Origin of the sequence: Pigmentiphaga litoralis, from assembly GCF_013408655.1 — a bacterium.
Lineage (GTDB): Bacteria > Pseudomonadota > Gammaproteobacteria > Burkholderiales > Burkholderiaceae_B > Pigmentiphaga > Pigmentiphaga litoralis_A.
This window is the reverse complement of record NZ_JACCBP010000001.1, coordinates 1,868,231-1,890,103: the sequence shown is the minus strand read 5'-3', so window position 1 is coordinate 1,890,103 and position 21,873 is coordinate 1,868,231. Positions and strand designations below refer to the sequence as shown.

The 21,873-nt window shown below is 64.7% G+C and carries 17 protein-coding genes; 11 read left to right on the top strand and 6 right to left on the bottom strand.

What is annotated here, in order from left to right; genetic code table 11:
• The first annotated feature begins 100 nt into the window (after positions 1–100).
• The 4 genes from HD883_RS08390 (at position 101) to HD883_RS08375 (ending at position 4,342) form a co-directional block, all read left to right on the top strand.
• The gene (locus HD883_RS08390; RefSeq protein WP_179586501.1) at positions 101–970 is read left to right on the top strand and encodes a hypothetical protein; all 870 of its coding nucleotides are present in this window, start codon (positions 101–103) and stop codon (positions 968–970) included.
• A 336-nt stretch (positions 971–1,306) separates the two neighbouring features.
• On the top strand, positions 1,307–2,089 hold the full coding sequence (locus HD883_RS08385; protein ID WP_218863199.1) for a GntR family transcriptional regulator: 783 nt from the start codon (positions 1,307–1,309) through the stop codon (positions 2,087–2,089).
• A 112-nt stretch (positions 2,090–2,201) separates the two neighbouring features.
• The gene (locus HD883_RS08380) at positions 2,202–3,242 is read left to right on the top strand and encodes an aromatic ring-hydroxylating oxygenase subunit alpha (protein WP_179586503.1); all 1,041 of its coding nucleotides are present in this window, start codon (positions 2,202–2,204) and stop codon (positions 3,240–3,242) included.
• A 236-nt stretch (positions 3,243–3,478) separates the two neighbouring features.
• Complete coding sequence (locus HD883_RS08375; protein WP_179586505.1) at positions 3,479–4,342, top strand: GntR family transcriptional regulator; 864 nt, start codon at positions 3,479–3,481, stop codon at positions 4,340–4,342.
• 134 nt (positions 4,343–4,476) lie between these two features.
• On the opposite strand, the gene HD883_RS08370 is transcribed toward HD883_RS08375, so the two are convergent.
• Positions 4,477–4,854, bottom strand: coding sequence for a RidA family protein (locus HD883_RS08370; protein ID WP_179586508.1), 378 nt, complete (start codon positions 4,852–4,854; stop codon positions 4,477–4,479).
• Complete coding sequence (locus HD883_RS08365) at positions 4,851–5,735, bottom strand: alpha/beta hydrolase (protein ID WP_179586510.1); 885 nt, start codon at positions 5,733–5,735, stop codon at positions 4,851–4,853. The genes HD883_RS08370 and HD883_RS08365 overlap by 4 nt, the downstream gene beginning before the upstream one ends.
• A 185-nt stretch (positions 5,736–5,920) precedes the next feature.
• Between HD883_RS08365 and HD883_RS08360 the strand changes: the two genes are divergently transcribed.
• The 5 genes from HD883_RS08360 to HD883_RS08340 all read left to right on the top strand — a co-directional run bounded on the left by HD883_RS08360 (position 5,921) and on the right by HD883_RS08340 (position 11,052).
• Positions 5,921–6,934 carry a DctP family TRAP transporter solute-binding subunit gene (locus HD883_RS08360; protein WP_179586512.1) on the top strand — a complete coding sequence of 338 codons (1,014 nt, stop codon included), beginning with the start codon at positions 5,921–5,923 and terminating at the stop codon, positions 6,932–6,934.
• Positions 6,934–7,446, top strand: coding sequence for a TRAP transporter small permease (locus tag HD883_RS08355; RefSeq protein WP_179586513.1), 513 nt, complete (start codon positions 6,934–6,936; stop codon positions 7,444–7,446). Before HD883_RS08360 ends, HD883_RS08355 begins: the two co-directional genes overlap by 1 nt.
• Before the next feature lie 31 nt (positions 7,447–7,477).
• Positions 7,478–8,767, top strand: coding sequence for a TRAP transporter large permease (locus tag HD883_RS08350; RefSeq protein ID WP_179586515.1), 1,290 nt, complete (start codon positions 7,478–7,480; stop codon positions 8,765–8,767).
• A gap of 203 nt (positions 8,768–8,970) precedes the next feature.
• The gene (locus tag HD883_RS08345) at positions 8,971–10,089 is read left to right on the top strand and encodes a porin (RefSeq protein WP_373563327.1); all 1,119 of its coding nucleotides are present in this window, start codon (positions 8,971–8,973) and stop codon (positions 10,087–10,089) included.
• A 156-nt stretch (positions 10,090–10,245) separates the two neighbouring features.
• Positions 10,246–11,052, top strand: coding sequence for a DUF1266 domain-containing protein (locus tag HD883_RS08340; RefSeq protein ID WP_179586517.1), 807 nt, complete (start codon positions 10,246–10,248; stop codon positions 11,050–11,052).
• Between the two features lie 160 nt (positions 11,053–11,212).
• On the opposite strand, the gene HD883_RS27925 is transcribed toward HD883_RS08340, so the two are convergent.
• Together HD883_RS27925 and HD883_RS08330 are read right to left on the bottom strand one after the other, a co-directional pair.
• Positions 11,213–12,529 (bottom strand): methyl-accepting chemotaxis protein, encoded by a 1,317-nt coding sequence (locus HD883_RS27925; protein WP_179586519.1) that lies wholly within the window; start codon positions 12,527–12,529, stop codon positions 11,213–11,215.
• 15 nt (positions 12,530–12,544) lie between these two features.
• Entirely contained in the window at positions 12,545–13,267 is a 723-nt protein-coding gene (locus HD883_RS08330; protein ID WP_179586521.1) for a response regulator transcription factor, read from the bottom strand.
• A gap of 544 nt (positions 13,268–13,811) precedes the next feature.
• Between HD883_RS08330 and HD883_RS08325 the strand changes: the two genes are divergently transcribed.
• Entirely contained in the window at positions 13,812–15,506 is a 1,695-nt protein-coding gene (locus HD883_RS08325; RefSeq protein ID WP_179586523.1) for a putative bifunctional diguanylate cyclase/phosphodiesterase, read from the top strand.
• 31 nt (positions 15,507–15,537) lie between these two features.
• Positions 15,538–17,013 (top strand): HDOD domain-containing protein, encoded by a 1,476-nt coding sequence (locus HD883_RS08320; RefSeq protein ID WP_179586525.1) that lies wholly within the window; start codon positions 15,538–15,540, stop codon positions 17,011–17,013.
• Between the two features lie 104 nt (positions 17,014–17,117).
• Here the strand turns inward: HD883_RS08320 and HD883_RS08315 are convergent, their stop codons facing one another.
• Positions 17,118–18,137, bottom strand: coding sequence for an HD-GYP domain-containing protein (locus HD883_RS08315; protein WP_179586527.1), 1,020 nt, complete (start codon positions 18,135–18,137; stop codon positions 17,118–17,120).
• Positions 18,137–21,844: a PAS domain S-box protein gene (locus tag HD883_RS08310; RefSeq protein WP_179586529.1), complete on the bottom strand. Its 3,708-nt coding sequence runs from the start codon at positions 21,842–21,844 to the stop codon at positions 18,137–18,139. The genes HD883_RS08315 and HD883_RS08310 overlap by 1 nt, the downstream gene beginning before the upstream one ends.
• Positions 21,845–21,873 lie beyond the last annotated feature (29 nt).

Here is a 21,873-nt window from a genome sequence, read left to right as displayed (position 1 = left end):
ACGCGGCCGGGCCGCCCAAGCCCCCCGGGCCGGCGGTTGGTATCATGGCCGCCCGCCCGCACGGCGCTTGCCGCGGGCGGGACTGCCATTTCAGGACACCATGACGATCAAGATCAACGACGAACTGCGTGCGTACATCGACCCGCTGACCCCCGACGAATACGATGCGCTGGAGCGCAGTCTGCTGGCCGAAGGCTGCCGCGACGCGCTGGTGCTGTGGGGTGACCTGCTGGTGGATGGCCATAACCGCTACGCCATCTGCACCAAGCACAACCTGCCGTACAAGACCATTCAGAACGAACGCTTCACCAGCATCGACGATGTCCACCTGTGGATGATCGATAACCATCTGGGGCGGCGGAGTGTGTCCGACTTCCAGCGCGGCATCCTTGCCTTGCGCAAGAAAGACATCGTGCTGGCGCGCGCCCGGGCCCTGGAAGACGCTGCCGCGGCGGCCCAGGCCAATCAGGACGCTGACGCCGCAGACGCAGCCGCCGCTGACGCGGAGCGTTCCGCGCCGCCCCCCGTGCTGGCCACACGCGAATCGATCGCCAAGGCTGCGCGGGTCAGCAGCGCGACCATCGGGCAGATCGAAAAGATCCAGCGCGAGGCCGCGCCGGAACTGGTGCAGGCCGTGAAAGCCGGGGAGATCTCGATCAACGCCGCGGCTGCCGTGGCCACGTTGCCGGTCGATGCCCAGCAGGCCGCCGTGGCGGGTGGGCGCAAGGAACTGCGCGAAGCCGCCCGCCTGGTACGCGAGCAGAAAGCGGCCGCTCGTCCGCCCAAGGCGCCGAAGGAGGAGGGCGGTGACAGCGACAGCAAGGCGGCGGTTCCGGCCACCGACAGCGAGCACGCGCGCCTGCTGGAAAAGATCGCAACGCTGGAAGACGAAAACGCGAAGTTGCGGCGCCAGGTGGTGGGCCTGACGACCGCATTGGAAGCCGCGCGCCGCGAGGCCAGCGAAGGCTGATACGGGGCACGCGCTGCCCGGAGGCGGCCCGCTGACGGCTTGTTGGGCAGCGCCGTGCGGCCAGCGACGGCCGGAACAGCGACGGCGGAACAGCGCGCCGCCAGTTCATTCCACGCTGTATACAGCGTCGCCGGCATGGCACTTCACTCCGCATGCTGCCCTCTGCAAAGCCAAGCCTTAATCCCAAATAATGAGCCAATCGGTCGGCAAGCTAGGGGATTTCCCTTGATCCGGCTGCGTTTCGTTGCCCACCCCCGACCCGCTGTATACACTGTGTATTCATGTGCAACGCCCAGGCTTTCTTGCGGCGTTGACGTCCCCGCAGCGACTCCGGCCATGCACGACGACACCATCAGCTCCCTTGACAGCAAGACCCCCGCCACTGCCCAGGCCGCCGCCTCGCAGACCGTGCGTGCCCTGCTGGGCCTGCGCGAACTGATATTGGGCGGGGAACTGGCTGCCGGTGCGCGCATCTCTGAATTGTGGGTGGTCGAACGCCTGGGGGTGTCCCGCACGCCGGTACGCGCCGCGTTGATCCGGCTGCAGGAAGAAGGCCTGCTGGACGTGATCCCGTCGGGCGGCTACGCCGTCCGCCTGTTCTCGGAAGGCGAGATCCGCGACGCCATCGAATTGCGCGGCACGTTGGAAGGCCTGGCCGCGCGGCTGGCCGCCGAACGCGGCGTGTCCGAAAACTGGCTGCGCCACATGCAGGACTGCGTCGACCAGATCGACGAGATCCTGGCCGGCGAACTGACCGAAGCCAAGTTCTCGACCTACGTCGAGGTCAACGAACGATTCCATCGCCTGCTGGCCGCGGCGTCCAGCAGCAGCGTGATCGAACGCCAGCTGGAAAAAGTCATGTCGCTGCCGTTTGCATCGGCCAGCGCGTTCGTCATGGTGCAGGCGATCGACCCAGGCGGCCGCGATGTGCTGGTGCTGGCTCAGGCGCAGCACCGGTCGCTGCTGCAGGCGATCCGCCAGCGCGAAGGTGCGCGGGCCGAAGCCCTGATGCGGGAACATGCCCGCATCGCGCATCACAATCTTCAAAGCGCCTTCGACAACCAGAAGGCGATGACCCGTTTGTTGGGCGGCAACCTGATCCGCCGCCCGGCGGCGTAGCCTGCGCTGCGCCGTCCCGCCATAACCAGAAGTCGTGGCCGCGCCCGGGTGCGCGGACTGCACCGGTAACCCCTGCCGACCGGCCGCCGCCGGAGGCGCTACGGAGATAGACATGTTCCTGAAAAATACCTGGTACGTTGCCTGCACCCCTGACGAGATCGACGGCAAGCCGCTCGGCCGGCAGGTGTGCGGTGAAAAGATCGTGTTCTTTCGCGGACCCGACGGCAAGGTCGCGGCGACCGAAGATTTCTGTCCGCACCGCGGCGCCCCGCTGTCGCTCGGTTTCATGCGCGAAGGCCGCCTGGTCTGTGGCTATCATGGCCTGGAAATGGGCACTGACGGCAAGTGTGCCGGCATGCCCGGCCAGCGCGTCGGCGGATTTCCGGGACTGCGCACCTTTCCGGTCATCGAACGCTACGGCTTCATCTGGGTATGGACGGGCGAAGCCGAACTGGCGGACCCGGCCAAGCTGCACCCGCTGGAATGGGCCGAGAGTTCGGACTGGGCCTATGGCGGCGGCCTGTACCACATCAATTGCGATTACCGGTTGATGATCGACAACCTCATGGACCTGACCCATGAGACCTATGTGCACGCAAGCAGCATCGGCCAGACCGAGATCGAAGAGTCTGCACCGTCCACCAAGATCGAAGGCGAGTCCGTGGTGACCAGCCGCTTCATGGAAAACGTGATGCCGCCGCCCTTCTGGGCGTCTGCCTTGCGAGGCAACAATCTGGATGGCGATGTGCCGTGCGACCGCTGGCAGATCTGCCGCTTTACCCCGCCCAGCCATGTGCTGATCGAAGTGGGCGTGGCGCATGCGGGCAAGGGCGGCTATCACGCCGACCCCGCGCACAAGGTGTCGAGCATCGTGGTCGACTTCATCACGCCCGAAACCGAAACCTCGATCTGGTACTTCTGGGGCATGGCGCGCAACTTCCGTCCGCAAGACGAAGCGCTGACCGCCATGATCCGCGAAGGGCAGGGCAAGATTTTTGGCGAAGACCTGGAAATGCTGGAAGCGCAGCAGCGCAACCTGCTGGCCAATCCGACGCGCCGCATTCTCAAGCTCAACATCGATGCCGGTGGCGTGAAGTCGCGCGAAATGATCGACCGTTTGCTGGAACAAGAAAAGCGCCCGGAAGCAGCGTGATCGACCGGTATTGACGCGGAAGAAAAAATCCATGCAGATGCATGGATTTTTTTTGGCGCATGCGTTGATGACAGCAGCGCCAGCCGCCCCGGCTTGGTGCGGAAATCGCCAATCGCTGGATATTTGCGCCTGTCCGCCCTGCGCCGCACTATATAAATTATGCGCGATCGCATAAAATCAGGGGTCTGCGCGGCAAGACCTTCCTGGTCCGGCGCGGTTTTTCTGGCCCACGCACCATGTCATCGCATCTGCCGACTCAAGATTTCCCGCCCACACGCACGCTTTCGGAGCGCGCGTACCGGCTGCTGCGTGACGACATCCTGGCGGGGCGTCTGGAACCCGGTTCCAAGCTCAAGTTGCAGGCGCTGCAAAAGCGCTATGGACTCGGCATCAGCCCCATCCGCGAAGCCCTGATGATGCTGTCCAACGAACGCCTGGCCGCCAACGAAGGCCAGCGCGGTTTCAGCGTGGCCGAGGTGTCGGCGGAAGACCTGGCCGACATCGTCAAGGCCCGCCGCCACATCGAAGGCATCCTGCTCAAGGAAGCCATCGAAAACGGCGACGACGAGTGGGGCGCCGCCATTGCCGCGGCCTACTACAAGCTGGCGCGCACGCCGCTGCCCAGCGACACCAGCGACGACGAAGCCATTGAACGTTTCGAGCGCGCTCACCGCAACTTCCATCTGGCCATGTTGAGCGGCGCGCGGTCTCCGTGGCTGCTGCGCATCGACGAACAACTGGTCGCGCATTCGGAACGGTATCGCCGCATCCGCCTGCTGCATGTCGAAGGCGTGCAGTCGTCGTCTGCGTACGAAACCCGTGAAGAAGACAATGTGGTGGCCGAACACGAACGGCTCATGCAGGCGGTGCTGGACAAGAACCTGCCTGCCGCGTTGGCGTTGCTCGACCAGCACATTGGCGACACCGGACGGCTGGTGGCGGACTACCTGGGCTATGACGGCAAGGGCGCGCCCGCCACTGCAAAACCTTCATCGCGTGCGCCTGCCCGCCGGCCGGCGGCGTCGTCATCGCCTGACACCGCGCCCGTGCCTGCGCGAGAGCGCAAGCCGCGCAACCGCAACGCGGCCAGTCCCGCCTGATAAAAAAAGCCACGCAGTGCGTGGCTTTTTTACGTCTTTCCCAAATTTCCTGGCCAGTCCGTGCGTCACCTGCTGTCCCTAGCAAACAGGTGACGCACGCTGCCGTGGCGCGCGCGGACGACGCGCGCCCACGCTCATTGCGCGGCCGGTGCGCCGAACGCCACGAGTTCGATTTTCATGCCAGGCACCACAAGTTGCACCGCGGCGCTCGACCGGCTGGGGTAGGGCGCGGTGAAGAACTCGCGGTAGATGCCGTCGATGACTTTCATGTCCTTGACGTCGGTCATGTAGATCAGGACCTGGGCCACATCGGCCAGCGTGCCGCCACCGGCTTCCATGGCCTTTTGCAGATTCTGAAAGGTCAGGCGTGCCTGGTCTTCGATCGGCCCGGTGTCGATGCTTCCGTCATCCCGCACCGGCCCGGCCGACGTGAAGATCACGCCATTGGCGCGCACGGCCCACGAAAAGGGTTGGCCCACATCGGGCAGATTGACGTCGAGGACTTCTTTCATGAGTCGGTGTTCCGTACGAGTTGATCGAGGTCAGCGTACCACTGGTCCGCGGGGTCCCGCAGGGTCAGGTGCGTGTCGAAATGGGTCATGCCGGCGCGCATGGTCAGCGTCGTTGAGGCAGGCTGCGCCGCCAGCAGGCGCGCCGTGCGGCGGTTCGACAGGATCACGCGCGCGCTGTCGTTTTCGCCGTAGCTCAGGCGCATCGGCACCCGGTTGCCGCGCGTCCAGCTGATCGGGCTCATCATTGCGTCGTCATACCGGTCGGACAGCACCGCCGTGTATACGCGATCATCCAGGCTGCCGGGTTCGGGCGACGTGTGATGCAGGTCCAGGATGCCGCTGATCGGCAGGCAGCCGCGGATCGATGCCGCAGGCACGCCCACCTGTTCCAGCGCGTCGGGCTGCAACGCCGTCATCATGGCCAGATGGCCACCGGCCGAATGGCCGCTCAGGTACATGCGCGTGGCGTCGATGCCATGCGATGCGCCGTGCGCCACCAGATGGGCCAGCATCGCGCGGCAGTCGTCGATCGGCGCCGGCATGGGGTAGTCCGGCGCCAGGCGATAGGTGGGTGCGACCAGCACCATGTTCAGCCGAGCCACCTGCGACGCCATGAAACCGGTGAATTCCTTGTAACCATTGGTCCACCCGCCACCGTGCCAGAACACCAGCACAGGCAGGCCTTGGGCGTCCATCGGGGCAAACACGTCGTACCGGTGCGCGGCGTCCGGACCATAGGCCAGGTCACGCGTGATGACGAGGTCATCGGGTACCTCGGCTGACCACGCAAGTGCTTGATCTGCATAGTCTTCCGCGGCTTTGAACGGAAGGGGAGGTTGCGGGGCCAGGGTGAAAGCGATGCGCCGGGTCAAGGAAGTCATCCAGTCGAAAAGACGCCATATGGTGATTCAAAAATATGGCTAGCGCAATAATTTATATTTTCTTCATAAACTTATATTGACACTGTCGTTACAGAAAACAGAGAATAAAGATCAGCAAGCCGGCACTCACTCTTCGCGCTGGCCACCCCTTCCTGTCTCTTGCATTGTTCCTCTGGAGTCTGTCGATGAGTCGCCACACGTTGTCCCTGCTGTGCAAGCGCACACTCGCAATGGGTCTGGTCGCCACTGCCGCGGCGGCACTGGCTGCGCCTGCCGCGTATGCGCAACAGCTCGTCCGCATCTCGGCGGCGTCGATTGACACGGACGCGCTCAGCAAGTCGCTGGTGACCTTCAAGGACACGCTGGAAAAGTCGGCGCCCGGGCGTTTCGACATCAAGGTCTACCCGGCCAGCACGCTGTTCAAGCAAGGCACCGAAGTGCCCGCCATGCAGCGCGGCAACCTCGAAATGAGCACGATGACCACGTTCGAGGTCGAACAGCAGATTCCCGAATTTTCCGTGTTCAGCACCGGCTATCTGTTCCGTGACTACGGCCACATGAAAGCCGTATTCGCCAGTCCGATCGGGGCCGAGTACGCCAAGAAGGTGGAAGAGGTCATGGGGATCAAGATCCTGCAACCCTTCTACCTGGGCACCCGGCAGGTCAACCTGCGCAAGGCGCGCGACGTGAAGGGACCGGACGACCTGAAAGGCGTGAAGCTGCGCGTGCCGGGTGGACCGGGCTGGCTCGCCCTGGCGCGTGGCCTGGGGGTCAGCCCGACGCCGATGGCCATGCCCGAGGTCTATCTGGCGCTGAGCACCGGCACCATCGACGGCCAGGAAAATCCCTTGTCGATCATGCGCGCCAACAAGCTGGAAGAAGTCACGCAGCAGATCGTGCTGACGTCGCATCTGGTGCAGCCCGTCTTTTTGGCGATGGCCCTGCCGATCTGGAACAAGCTGTCGGCCGACGACCAGGCCAAGGCCATGGCCGCCGCCAAGGTCGCGGCCGACGCCAACGACAAGGCCCGCATCGCCGAAGAAAAAAGCATTGTCGACGAACTGCAGGCCAAGGGCCTGAAGATCGCGCGGCCGGATACCGCCCTGTTCCGCAAGGCCGTGATGGCGCAATACGAATCGTCGGGCCTGAAAGCCAAATGGCCCGCCGGCATGTATGAACGCATCGAACAGGTGAAGTAATGGAAGACGTCGAACGCACGCCGCCGGGTGCGATCGAACGCGCGGGGCTGGGTGTGCGCCGGGTGTTCGAGGTGCTTGGTGTCGCGCTGCTCGCTCTCGTCCAGCTGACCTTCATGTACGGCGTCATCAGCCGCTACGTGTTCCACCGTCCGGTGGAATGGGCAGACGAGATCGTGATCGTGACCTACCTGTGGTCGATGTTCCTGGCCGCTGCGTTCACGGTCACGCTCAAGGAAAACGTGGCGTTCGACATGATCTATACGGCGCTGCCGGCCAAGGGCCAGCGCGTCATGCTGCTGGCCGGCTCGGCGCTGGTTGCGCTGTTGCTCGCCTGGGCGACCCCGGCGGTGTATGCCTATGTGGCGTTCCTGACCCGTGAACGGACGCCCGTCCTTGAGTGGCCCCTGAACGTGGTCTATAGCTGCGTCGTCGTGTTCTTCGTCGTGACCGTGGTCCGCGAGCTCTGGCGCTGCGCGGTGTTGATGACGCCCAAGTGGCGCGAGCACCTGTGACCGCCTTGCCTTCCTACGCCGAGAGCCGCGAATGAGCCATTCTTTCCTGTTGATGATCGTGGTGTTCTTCGTGCTCGCGCTGGTGCGCGTGCCGTTGTCGCTCGCGATGATAGGCAGCAGCGTCGTGTACTTCATCGTGACGGGCCAGGACCTGGGCCTGATCGCCGACCAGATGATGAACTCGCTCATGAGCAGCTATGTGATGCTGGCCGTGCCGATGTTCATCCTGGCCGCCAACATCATGAACGCGGCCACCATCAGCGACCGTCTGTGGGCCGCGGCCAATGCCATCGTCGGCCGCGCGCAGGGCGGGCTGGCGTACGTGTCCGTCCTGCTGCTGATCGTGTCGTCCAGCATGACGGGCAGCGCGATCGCCGATGCGTCGGGCGCCGGCATGATGTCCGTGCGGATGATGAAAAAAGTCGGCGGGTATCCCCGGGGCTTTGCGGCTGCCGTGGTGGCCGCCGGGTCGACCGCCGCATCCGCGATTCCGCCTGCGATCCCGCTGGTGATCTATGCGCTGATCTCGGGCGCGTCGGTGGGCGCGCTGTTCCTGGGCGGCCTGCTGCCCGGCATCCTGATGGGTGCGGCGCTGATGGCCGTCATCTACTTCCTGGCGCCGCGGATGAACCTGCCGCGTGGCGAGGCCGTGCCGCGGCGGGACCTGCCCAAGGTGTTCGCGCAGGCGATCATTCCCATGACCCTGCCGGTAGTGCTGCTGGGCGGGATCTGGGCCGGCATCTTTACGCCGACCGAAGCCGCTGCCGTGGCGGGCGGCTATGCGCTGCTGCTGGGCCTGTTCGTGTATCGCGCGCTCAATCCCAAGGTGCTGTTCGCGGTGTTTGCGGAATCGTCGCGCGCGTCCGCCGTGGTCATGCTGCTGATCGCCGGCGCCTACGTCACCAACTATGTGGTGACGGCCGAAGGCCTGGATCGCATGTTCCTGACGTGGGTCCAGAGCCTGGGCCTGGGCCCGGTCGGATTCTTCCTGACGGTGAACGTGCTGCTGCTGGCCATGGGCATGCTGTTCGATACCGGCGTGCTGCTGCTGGTGGTCATTCCGATCCTGATGCCGACGGTCAAGGCGCTGGGTATCGACCTCGTGCATTTCGGCGTCGTGATCGTTATCAATCTAATGATCGGCTTGTCAATGCCGCCGCACGGCATGTTGCTGTTCGTCCTCAGCGCGCATTCGAAAACGCCTGTGGGTGAGATTTTCAAGGCAATCTTGCCCTTCATTGCCGCATTGTTGGCAGTATTGCTGTTGATGACACTGGTGCCGCAAACCGTGCTCTGGTTGCCGCAGCTGTTTGGTTATTGAGCTTGTGAAATCGTGCCTGTGCGGCAGGTCGGGGGGCCTGCCGCACTCCCGGAAATAACGATGTTTCCTTGGTACAGAGGCGGTTCGAACCGCTCGCCCCTATCGGATTATTTCTTGGTCCTTGCAGTTCCTGGCACGATTGGCGGGCATCCGGTCCGCCCATCGTCGACTTGTCCTTATCAGTTCACGATCGGAGAAATCGAGTGAAAAAGCTCACGCTTCCCTTGGCCGTCCTGGCCGCCTTGTCTGGCAACGCCGCGTTCGCACAAAGCAACGTCACCCTGTACGGCCTGATTTCGGAAGGCTACGTCTACACCAACAACGTCGGCGGCAAGAGCATGTCCGAGCTGAAGGGCAACCTGCAGCAGGGCTCGCGCTGGGGGATCCGCGGCAGCGAAGATCTGGGCAACGGGAACAGCGCCATCTTCACGCTGGAAAGCGGCTTTTCGCCAGACACCGGCACGTCGGCCCAGGGCAACCGCCTGTTCGGCCGCGCCGCCGTCGTCGGCCTGTCGAACAAGACCTGGGGTACCGTGACGGTCGGCCGCCAGGCTGATGCCATGTCGCAGACTTTGCAGGGCTACGAGTCGGCCATCCAGATCGCCGCCACCGGCACCCACATCGGTGACAACGACAACTTGTTCCCGACCTTCCGTATCAACAACTCGGTGCAGTATTCGGGTCAGTTCGGCGGCCTGGGTTTCAAGACCGTGTACGGTTCGTCGGACCGCGCCGGCGCCCCCAGCGACAACCGCAGCTTCAGTGCTGGCGCCACCTGGGCGCAAGGCCCCTGGGCGGTCAGCGCCGCCGTGCACGACATCCGTCGTCCGAGCAGCGCGACCAACGCGGCCGGCGCCGTCACGCTGGACTACGGTGCGTTCTCGCCGTTCATCACCAGCCCGGTGTCGGGTGCAGGCGTGGCACGCCAGACCGCCAGCGGTGCAGGCGGCTCGTACGCCCTGACCGCGGGCACCAAGGTGTCGTTGCTGTATACGCACACCGAATTCAAGTACATCGACAACACGGGCTTGAAGCTGTCGAACTATGAAGCGTCGATCACCAGCTTCGTGACGACCAACACCCAGCTGGGCGCAGGCTATGTGTTCACCAATGGCAAGTACGACAGCAACGGCAACAAGCCGAAGTGGCATCAGCTGAACCTGGCCGCCGACTACTTCTTCTCGAAGCGCACCGACGTGTACCTGGTCGGTCTGTATCAGAAGGCTGCCGGCGACGCGCAATACGCGCAGTTGTTCACGACCGGGCCGTCGGACTCCAAGTCGCAGGCCCAGTTGATCGCAGGCATCCGCCACAAGTTCTGATCGGATTGTCCGCTGTGCTTTCTGCTTGAACAAATGCCGGCGATGCCGGCATTTGTACTGGTAAATCGGTAACAAAACAGCCTACGCACTCACCGTAGCTCCGAGAACGCCGTCATACACTACGCGGCAAGCTTTTTTCTCTTCTCGGATGCACGAATGCCTCAGTTGCCCTGGTACGTCTACGTACTCTTGGCCATCATTGCCGTCTTGGGATGCTGGCTGCTGCTGCCGGCACGCAAACCGAATCCCCGCGATCGCGAACCCTTCCGCCGCAGTTCACCTGCCACGGCGGCGACGGGCGAACGCGCGCGTCAACTGCTTCCCGGATTGATCCACGCCGTCGACTTCGGCGCCACCGTCGACAGCCTGAGCACGGGCGTGAAGCGCGCCCGGGTGGCCAGTGCCTTGAACGACTGGTGGAACATCGGCAGCACCGAGCAGGCGCAGTCCACATTGGGCTGGCTGCTGCAGGAAGGGCACCGCGCGGTCTGGCCGCATGTGTGGCGCATCGCCACGTCCGAGCCGGTCGAAAACTGGACGGCGTCGGTCTATGCGATCCGCCAGAAAGTGGATCGCGACCAGATCCAGGAATATCTGAACCACCTGGCTGAGACCCTGCCGGGCTTGCAGGAGCAGGGTGTCGTCCAATCCAGCGACGACCTGGCGCGCGGCATCGTGGCGTGGGACATGAGCCGGGCGATCATGGTGGCGCGCATGTGCTACGACTGCAAGCTGATCACCGAGCCGCAGGCCTGGGAAGTGATCGCCTATGCGTCGGCAGCCGTCTCGCACAGCCTGTCGTCGTGGGAAGACGTGGCCAAGAGCACGGTGATCGGCCGGGCGATGTGGACCGGGCAGGGCGCCCCGCTGACGGAGCTGACCGCCATTGCGGCCCAGTGCCGGAATGACCCGGCCAGCCCGTGGACCACGACGCCATTCAAGGCGACGCCAACGGAAGTGTGAATCTGGAAGCTGGCGCGCCGGCCGGCCTGCCTGGTGCAGGGCCTTGCTGCCTGGGGCCGCCGCTGTCCGGGGTGACCCCCACCGACCACCGGATGCATCAACAAAAAGGCCGTTCCACTGGAACGGCCTTTTGTTTGCAGCGAGGGGTTGGTCTGTGGCGTTATTCGCCGACCGTGCTCGAAAAGTCGCGCACGACGTGCACGACCCGCTGCGCGCCCAGACGCATCTGCTCGATCGCGGCGCCGGCTTCGTGCGCCAGGACCACGCCCTGTTCGACTTCGTCCAGGCTGCTGTTCATGCTGGTGACGGCGGCGCGTGTGTCGACCTGCACGCGGTCCACCGTACCGGCGATTTCGGTCGTGGAATTGCGGGTGCGTTCAGCCAGCTTGCGCACTTCGTCGGCCACCACGGCAAAGCCGCGGCCGGCTTCGCCAGCCCGTGCCGCTTCGATGGCGGCATTCAGTGCCAGCAGGTTGGTGCGATCGGCGATTTCCTTGATCGTGGCGACGATGGCGCCGATCCGTTCCGAATGCGCGCCCAGGTTCGACACCTGGCCCGATGCGTCTTTGACCATGGACGAGATGGCGCGCATCTTGTCGACGGTCTGCTGGATGACCTGTTCGCCATTGTTGGACAGGGCTTCCGTTTCCAGGGAGATGCGGTAGGCGCTGGCAGCGCTGTCCTTCTCGGCCTGCAGGCGCTTGATGCGTTCGGTCACGTCGGTCGCGAACTTGACGACCTTGATCGGGCGGCCGTCGGGGTCCAGCACCGGGTTGTAGGTTGCTTCGAGCCACACGGTTTCGCCGCGCTGGTTGACGCGTTCGCACTGGCCCGAGAAAAAGGCGCCGGAATTGAGACGTTCCCACAGCTGCGCGTATTCGCGGCTGGCGGTGTATTCCGGTGTGCACAGCATGTTGTGGTGTTTGCCACGCACGCCGTCCAGCGTGTACCCCATGGCTGACAGAAAATTGTCATTTGCCGTCAGGATCGTGCCGTCCATCCCGAATTCAATCACCGCCATCGACCGGCCCAGGGCTTCGGTCACGCTGCGCAACATGCCGGATTCGCGCACGCGCTCGGTAATGTCGGACGCGACCTTGACGATCTTGACCGTGCGGCCGGCGTCGTCCAGCACGGGGGAATAGGTGGCTTCGAGCCAGATCGGCGCGCCGGACTTGTTCATGCGCGAGAAGCGGCCCTGCATCGGTTCGCCCTTGCGCAGGCGATTCCAGAAGTCGGCGTAGTCGGCGCTGGCCGCGTATTCGGGGTGGCACAGCGTGCGGTGATGGCGGCCCTGCAGTTCTTCCACGCGATAGCCCACGCTGGAGGCGAAGCGGGCGTTGCACCGGAGGATGACCCCGTCGGTGCCAAATTCCACCATCGCCATCGACGCGTCCAGCGCGTCGTGCAGGGCGGTGAAATGCTGGAGTTCGTTCTGTGTTTGCGCGAGTTGCGCTTTGGTCTTGTTATTGAACATGGTGCGTGGCTTTTTCTACAGTTCTGATTCGGTGGGAGCGCTTCGGCTGAGGATCTTGACCTGGGTGATGCACATGTAGCCGACGCCATACACGTTGCGCAGCTGCAGTTCGGGCGTGCCATGGCCTTTCAGTTTCAGGCGCAGGCGGTGGATCATGGTGTCGAGCCGGTGCGGATCGTAGGCGTCGGGCGATTCGCCCAAGGCAATGATCAACGCGTTGCGGCTGACGGGCATATGGCTGCTGTTCACGAGGGCCGACAGCAGGCGGCTTTCGCCTTCGGTGACGTCGATCATGCGGCCTGCCGGCGAACAGAGCCGGCGCGCGGGCGGGTCGTAGCTCCAGCCGGCGATGTCTTCGGGCGGGGCCGCTTCGACCAGGCGCAGGCGGCGCGACAGAGCCGACAGCGTGGCCACCAGTTCGGCCAGCTTGACCGGCTTGGTCAGGTAGTGGTCGGCGCCCGCGCTGAGGCCATGCACGCGGTCCTGGCTGCGCAGGCGGCCGGTCAGCATCATGATGCCCATCTGCGGCGCGGCGGCCCGCAGGCGCGCGACATGGTTCAGGCCATTGCCGTCGGGCAGGTTGGCGTCGAGGATCAGGATGTCGGGCGCGCCGGCCTGCATCAGGGTGTCGAGCTCGGCAAGCGTGCTCATGTCCTTGACCTCGTAGCCCAGCTGGGAAAGATGATCGGCGACAGTATTGCGCCAGTCATCCTGATCTTCGACGATTACGACGCGCATGATGAGGACTCCGACGTGCGTGGCGCGGAAAGCGTGAGCGATGAAATGTGCACGGCCAAAACGACTCCATTAGGGGCGATCGAATCTCGTTGGAAGGGCCCGGAAAGACCATGCTGCCAGAGACGTGGAAACTATATAGCTCATCCATTTTGGTGAATGTTCACGAATATTCACCCAGCATGAAGGCCCCGGAAATGCTGCTGCAGCAGGCGTATGGCGTTGCCTACGGCGTGGCAGGATGTGCTCCTGAGGATTAACGACCCGACTTTGCACTCGCACAGTTGTAAGAATACTTACCCATTCACGCATCTGCCGTTGTTGCCGCGCTGCACTCCCGATCCGCCGCGGTGCAGGTTATTGAGCGCCCACCTCGCGGCAGGCGAGCCGTTGACGAGGCTGTCGGGCGGCCAGACAGTAACAGTGCGTGGGAATCGCTAAATATCATCGGCGCCTTGCCGTTATACGTGTGACTGGCGATCTTGCTTCGCTGCGACTCACCCCGGGCAGGCAGCTCGTCGTGAGCCTTCCTGCCGCCCTGTAGCTTATGCATTCTCATCTGCAAGACGTCCTTTCCCCGCCGCTCGCCGCTCTGGAGCAGGCGATCGATTTCCTTGCGCGTATCGACGCGCGAGGGCGCTTTACCTATGTGTCCGAGCCGGGGCTGGCGTTTATCGGGTATCACCGCGAATACCTCAAGATCGTCACGCTGGCCGACCTGGTGCCGGCCAACGAACAGGCGATCCTGAACGCCACGCTGGAACGGGTGCGGCTGACGCGGGAAATGCAGCGCTGCACCCTGCACCTGGTCAAGACGCTGACCTACCCGCAGCTGGTCGAACTGCGGATCCTGCCCGACGTGTCGCAGCCGGGCGAATGGCTGGTGGTCGCGCAGGACATGTCGACGTGGGCGGCCAAGGAAGAACGCCTGACCTACGAAATGCACCACGATGCGCTGACCGGGCTCGACAATCTGGCGTCGGCGCGCCGCGAGATCGAACGCGCCAAGCACGAAGCCAACGCCACCGAATCCCAGTTCGCGCTGCTGCTGATCGACGTCGACGAGTACTACCGCGTGAACCAGGCCTTTGGCTACGAAGCGGGCGACCTGGTGCTGGCCGAAATTGCCATGCGCCTGAAGTCCGCGGTGCATGCGCGCGAGTTCGTGGCGCGGTGCGACAGCGATTCCTTCCTGGTGCTGTTGCGGAACATTCCGGGCCGGGCCTACGTGCAGGAAGTCGCGCGCCGCATCTCCGACGCGATCCTGCAGCCCTACACGCATCACGGCCAGAACCTCCAGCTGTCCATCAAGATCGGCGCGGTGGTGTTTCCCGACGCCGCGAACGACAACGGGCAACTGCTGCGCCTGGCCGACGAAGCCATCGTGCAGGCGCGCAAGGAAGGCGGCAGCTCGTTCGCGTTCTATGCGCCGTACAGCCTGCCGGCGCGCACCGATACGCTCAAGCTCGAATCCGACATGCACAACGGCATCCGGAACGGCGAATTTTCACTGCACTACCAGCCGATCTACGATCCGTTCGACGAACGTGTGGTCGGCATCGAAGCGCTGATGCGCTGGCAGCATCCGGTGCATGGCGCGGTTCCGCCCGGCGTGTTCATTCCGCTGGCCGAATCCGCCGGGCTGATCGGTTTTCTGGGCGACTGGGCGCTGCGCAATGCCTGCATGCAGCTGATGCAGTGGGATCGCCTGGGCATCTACCTGGAATACGCCAGCGTGAACGTGTCGGCGCAGCAGTTTCGCGACACGCGCTTTCCGTCGGTCGTGCGCGACGCCGTGACGCTGACCGGCATTTCGCCGCGGCGCATCGTGCTGGAAATTACCGAAAGCGTGCTGATGCATGATCCGCTGCATGCCAAGGGCCTGCTCGAAGACCTGACCGCGCTCGGCATCCGCTTTGCGGTGGACGACTTTGGCACCGGCTACTCCAGCCTGGCGTACCTGCAGAGTTTTCCGCTGGCCACGCTCAAGATCGACCGCCGTTTCATTACCGACCTGCCCACGTCGCGCAACGATCAGGCCATCGTCGACGCCGTCGTGGGCCTGGCCAGGACGCTCGAATTGCAACTTGTCGCCGAAGGGGTGGAAACACAGGAACAACTTGGTATGCTCACGGCCCGCGGATGTCACCTCATACAAGGGTGGCTTATTTGCAAAGCGCTGCCCAGTGCCGAGTTGACGGAAAAATTCCAGCAAGGCATGCTCCGTACGCAGAAACAATGACATGCAGATGTCCATCTAATTGCAGTCCCTTATGCCGGATCCCCAAGACAAGAACGCAGTGATCAGGAAGTTGTGGCTGCGCATCAATGAGCGCGGCGACTTCCCGCTGTTGTCGAATTCCCTGCGGACGACCATCTCCGCGATGCAGGGTAACGACTACGATTTCACTGCCCTTGTCCAGGTCGTGCTGTCCGACTTCACCCTGACGCAACGCGTCATCCGCCTGGCCAACTCCGCCATGTACATGGCGTTTGGCGGCAACATCACGACGGTGTCCCGTGCGCTGATGGTGCTGGGCATGGAAGCGGTCGGGCACGTGGTGCTGGGCCTGAAGCTGGTCGATCACTTCCAGCAGACCGGCACCCGCCGCATCGAAGCCAAGATGGAACTGAACCGCACCATGCTGGCGAGTCACGTCGCCCGCAAGGTGAGCGAATCGCGCGATGTGCTGGCCAGCGAAGAAGCGGTGGTCTGCACGCTGATGCGCCAGCTGGGCAAGCTGCTGTGCCTGTTCTACCTTGAAAACGAGTGGAACCAGATCCGCGATCACGCGACGCGTGAAAACTGCGACGAAGAACTGGCCTGCGTGGCCGTGCTGGGCATCTGCTTCGAAGAGCTGGGCGAAGAAGTGGCCGAACGCTGGGGCCTGCCGCCGATCATCCGCGAAGGCATGAAGATGTTCGAAGCCGACCCGGATGCGGACCCGGACGTGCCGATTTCGGGCGCGACGTGGCTGCAGGCGATCGCCAGCTTCTCGACCCAGGTGTCGCACGACATGACGCTGCCCAGCGCCGATTCGATGGCGCGGGCGCAAAGCCTGAAACGCACGGCCCTGGAATACGGCAAGCTGCTGTCGGTGCCGCCTTCGGTGCTGATGGACATCGTCACGGGCATGGAGCGCGAGCAGGAAAGCCAGCAGTTCATCAAGGAAATCGACGACCTGCGGATGCAATCGGCGCTGGCCGAAGGCGACGCCGAACAGAACATTCGGTATGGGCTGGGTGACCTGCGGTCGCTGCCTTCCGAAAACGCGCTGGCGCCGGTGCTGAGCATGGCGTCGGAAACGGTTCTGGCCAGCTTGCGGCTGTCGCGCACGATCGTGTTCGTGCGAGATGCGCGCAGCAATGTGTTCGAAGCCAAGATGGGCCTGGGTCCACATACGAACGACCTGCTGCCCGACCTGCGTTTTGACGAGTCCTTTTCGGTGGACGTGTTCCACCTGGCCATCACGAATTCGATCGGCATCTTCATCGAAAACGCGCGTGACCCCAAGTTCAGCGCGCACATTCCGGCGTGGTTCAAACGCCTTCTGCCTGACGCCGAAGCCTTTGTGCTGTTGCCGGTCGTGGCCGACAACCACCCGGTGGCGCTAATCTACGGCGACTGGAACAAGGTGGACCAAGTCCGCAAGATCCTGCCGCACGAAATGAAGGCGCTGAATGAACTGGCCAACGAGCTGGGCCGGTTCTTCCGGCACGCCACGACAGGGGTTGCTGCCCCGCTGTGATGACGTCACGGTTGCAGTGAATTCATCCCTGCAGTGACCTGATCCCTGCAATGACTTCACCCGTGCAGTGACTTCACCCGTGCAGTGACTTCACCCCTGCAGCGCTACACAGCCCCACTATCCGCCTGCTCCGGCTCCGGCCATTGCCGCATCACATTCCGCACGTCGTCCAGGCAGCCAATGAACAGGTCGACCAGCGCCGGGTCGAAGTGCCTGCCGCGCTGGTCCACCAGATACGCCACTGCATCCGCTTCGCTCCAGGCCGCCTTGTAGGGCCGCACGGTAGTCAGCGCATCGAACACATCGGCAATCGCCGCAATGCGGCCTTCCAGCGGAATGGCCTCGCCCTGCAAGCCGGCCGGATAGCCGCTGCCGTCCCACTTTTCATGATGCGTCAGCGCGATGCGCGCGGCCGTCGCCAGCAATCCATCGGCATGGTCGCCAATGATCTGGCCGCCGATGCGCACGTGGTCACGCATCACTTTCAGTTCGTCGGGATTCAGCGGGCCGGGCTTTTGCAGGATCGCGTCCGGAATGCCGATCTTGCCGACGTCATGCATCGGCGCGGCATGCAGAATGTCGTCGGCCTGCTGCGGCGTCATTCCGGCGGCCAGCGCCAGCAGGCGCGAATAATGGCTCATGCGGATCACGTGCATGCCGGTTTCGTTGTCTTTGTATTCGGCGGCCAGGCCCAGACGCTGCACGATCTGCAGGCGTGTGTCCTTCAGTTGCTGGACCTGCACCAGGGACAGATGCGTGCGCACGCGGGCTTTCAGGATCGGCGCGCTGACCGGCTTGGTGATGTAGTCGACCGCGCCCGCATCGAAGCCTTCCAGTTCGTCGTCGGCATCGGCCAGCGCGGTCACGAAAATGACAGGCACGTCTTTCAGCGCGGGCAGGGCCTTGAGCTGGCGGCACACGGCATAGCCGGTCACGCCGGGCATCATCACGTCGAGCAGGATCAGGTCCGGTCGCTGCTGCTGCGCCAGTTCCAGTGCGCGCACGCCGTCTTTGGCGAACACCAGCCGGTAGTCGGCCTGCAGGATCTGCCGCAGCAGATGCAGATTGGTGGCTTCGTCGTCGACCGCCAGGATCAGCGGGGCATGGCTTGCGGGGGCGGGCATCAGGAAGCGTCCTCGTGCGGAGCCGACAGGCGTTCAAGCAGCGCGTCCAGTTCCGCGGCCGCCGACGCAAAGTCGAAGTTGTCGGTCAAGTATTGCAGCCGCGCCAGCGCCGGACGGTCCACGTGCCCCGCCATCAAGGTCATCAGGCCATCCAGGTGGGCGGCGTCGAGCTGGCCGCGCCGCATGCCGGCCGACAGGGTCTTGACCAGCCCCGTCACGCGCGGCAGGTCGAGCGGCGTCGCGGGCTGGGCGGGCGCGGCAGGCGGGGTGCGGTCGGCGTCGCCCAGCGCGTCCTGAATGGCCTGCAGGGCGGCATCCAGCTGCGCAGGCAGGTCGGCCAGCAAGGCGCTGGCGCGCGCTTCGTCGCCGTCGGCGATCGCCTCGTCAACGCCTTGCAGCAACGCCGCCAGCCGGTCCAGCCCCAGGTTGGCCGCCAGGCCCCGTATGCGGTGCGCCAGCGCGCGCAGGCCGGGGCGGTCGCGCCGCTGATGCAGGTCTGTCAGGGTAGCCGCGAGGCCGTGCTGTTCATGGCCGAAGCGGCGCAGCGTGCGGCGGTAGAACGCTTCCTGGCCGGTCCAGCGCGCAATGCCGCCGGCCGTGTCGAGCACGGCGGGGTCGGGCAGGCGCGCGGGCAGGGCAGTCGCCCGTGCCGGATACAGGCGCAGCAGCCGGGCAATCTCCATCGACAGTGCATGGAAATCGACAGGCTTGGAGGCGAAGCCGTCCATGCCCGCCTTGCGCGCGGCGTCGCGGTCCGCGTCCATGACGCTGGCCGTCAGGGCAATGACCGGGGTGGCCGGCTCGCTTGCCAGGGCCTGTTCGATGCGCAGGCGGCGCGTGGCTTCCAGGCCATCCATGCCCGGCATCTGGACGTCCATCAGGATCACGTCAAAGCGTTCGCGGGTGGCGAGCCGGACGGCTTCCAGGCCGTCGCTGGCGGTGCCGACGGTATGGCCCTGGTCTTCCAGCAGCAAGGCCAGCAGTTCCAGATTCTGGGGCACGTCGTCGGCCAGCAGAATGCGCAGGGGCGGCAGCGGAACGGCGCGGCGGGGCGCATCGCAGGCAGCGGGCGCCTCGTCCACCGCCGCCAGCGGCAGCCACACATGGAAGGTGCTGCCGACATCCACCGTGCTGTCGACCGAGATGCGGCCGCCCATCAGCTCGACCAGCTGCTTGCTGATCGTCGTGCCCAGCCCCGTGCCGCCAAAGCGCCGGCTCATCGATGCATCGGCTTGTGTGAAGGGATCGAAAATGGCGGCCAGGCGATGCGTGGGAATGCCGATGCCGGTGTCCGCGACCTGAAAGTGCAGCAGGTCGCCTTCGGCTTCCACCGACAGCGTGACGCTGCCCTTGGCCGTGAACTTGATTGCGTTGCCCAGCAGATTGGTCAGCACCTGCCGCACGCGAAGTTCATCGCCCAGGAAGACGCCAGGCAGGCCGTCGTCATACCGGATGTGCAGCGACAGGCCCTTGTCGCGCGCCGACGCGCCCATGGTCGACGACAGCTCGTCGATCAGGCTGAGCAGATTGAATTCGTTCGTTTCCAGATCCACCAGGCCGCGGTCGAGTTTGGCCGTATCCAGGATCTCGTTCAGCAGCCGCAGCAGCGACCGCGCCGAACTGCGCACCGTGTCCAGGTGGCGCCGCTGTTCGTCGTCCAGGCGGCCCTGCAGCAGCACGTCGGTAAAGCCCAGCACCGCGTTCATGGGGGTGCGGATCTCGTGGCTCATATTGGCCAGGAAGGCGGTGCGCGCCGCGGCGGCCAGTTCGGCGTGTTCCTTCGCGTCGCGCAGGGCGGCTTCCATGCGTTTGCGCTCGCTGATGTCGCGCGAGATCTGGGAAGCGCCGATGACGCGATTGCGCTCGTCCAGAATCGGCGAGATGGTGGCCGACACGTCGATCAGGTCGCCGTCCTTGGTGCGGCGCACCGTCTCGAAATGGTGGACCCGTTCACCGCGCGCAAGGCGGGCCAGGATCAGGGGCTCTTCATCCAGCCGGTCGGGCGGAAACAGGATCTGCATCGACTGGCCGATGACTTCGTCGGCCCTGAATCCGAACAGCAATTGCGCGCCGCGGTTCCAGGTGGTGATGACACCGTTCAGGTCCTTGCTGATGATGGCGTCTTCGGACGACGCCACGATCGCACGGAAGCGGTGCACGTCGATATCGGCCGCCTTGCGCGCCGTGATGTCGAGAATGACGCCATCGAGCCGCCGCGGCGCGCCCGGGCCGTCGTCTGGCACGGCGCTGCCGTTTTCCCACATCCAGCGCCATTCGCCATTGCGGTGCCGCAGGCGGTATTCGACCTGGAAGGGCTGCCCGTCGACCAGGGCGCGCGTGACTTCGGCATCGACATGCGCCGTGTCGTCGGGGTGGATCAGGTCGCCGAACAGCACGCGCGGCGGGGTCGCCAGGAAATCGGCCGCGGCGTAGCCCGTCAACCGTTCCACGCTTTCGCTGATGAACACCATCGGGTAGCCGGGGGTGACCAGGCTGCGATAGGCAATACCAGGAAGATTGCCGATCAGGGACCGGAATTGCTGTTCGCTGGACCGCAGCGCGCGTTCGATGTCCTTGCGGGCGGAAATGTCCGTCACGAACGCCACGAACAGATCACGGCCGCCGACATGGGTGTGGCCGATGGCCAGCCGGATCGGCAGGCGCGATCCGTCCTTGCGCTCGGCCATGACTTCGCGGCCATTGACGCCATCGGTCGTGCGCCCGCGCAGCGTGCGCGCCAGGTAGTCGGCCAATTTGGCGCGGTAGGGTCCGGCGATCAGGCGTTCGGCGGGCTGGCCCAGGATCTCGTCGCGCGTCCACAGGAACAGCCGTTCGGCCGACGGGTTGAACGCACTGATCGTGCCGTCGGCCGCAATCGTGATGACGCCGTCGATGGCGGTATCGAGAAGGGCGCGCTGGCGGGCTTCGTTGTCGCGCAGTTCGGTGAACAGTTCGCGATAGCGCAGAAAGCCGTTGATGGCGATGACCAGCGACGTGAACGCCAGGGTGGCCAGCGCGACCGCCACCGCCAGGAAGGCGGCGTTGGACGGGCCGTCGGCAACGCTGGCGTGCGCCGGCATATCCATGCGTGCGGCCGCCATGCCCAGGTAATGGGTGGCCGACACCGCGAGCCCCATGGCGACGGCGCTGGCCAGGCGGGGCAGGCCGGTCGGAATCCGGCCCGCCCGCCGCAGCCGGCAGGGGATCCCCAGGGCCAGCGTCGCGAGCAACACCGCGACCCCGATCGACAGCGCCACCATGCCTGCGTGATAGTGCACCTTGCCCGCGACCTGCATGGCCGACATGCCGGTGTAGTGCATGCCCGCGATGCCCAGCCCGAAGACGGCGCCGCCCAGCAACAGCCGGAACGTGCCGGGAGCCTGGGTGTGGACGATGGCCATGGCCGCGCTGGCGGCCACCAGGCCGGGCAGCAGGGAAGCGACCGTCACCGACGCGGAATACGTGGCGCCGCTGCCGGCGTGCGAGGCCAGCATGCCCACGAAATGCATGGCCCAGATGCCGCCGCCCAGTGCGATGCTGCCGCCAGCGAAACCCAGTGCGCGGGTGCCCGCCTCGCGCGAACGTTCGATCGACCCGGCATTGAGCAGCGCGGTCCACGCCGCGAAAATCGCCAGCAGCACCGACAGGGCAACCAGCGCGGGGTCGTAGTGGCCCAGGGAAATGGACAGGGGGGCGGAAGAAGGCATGGCAGTGTGCACAGGCGACAAGGCGTGGG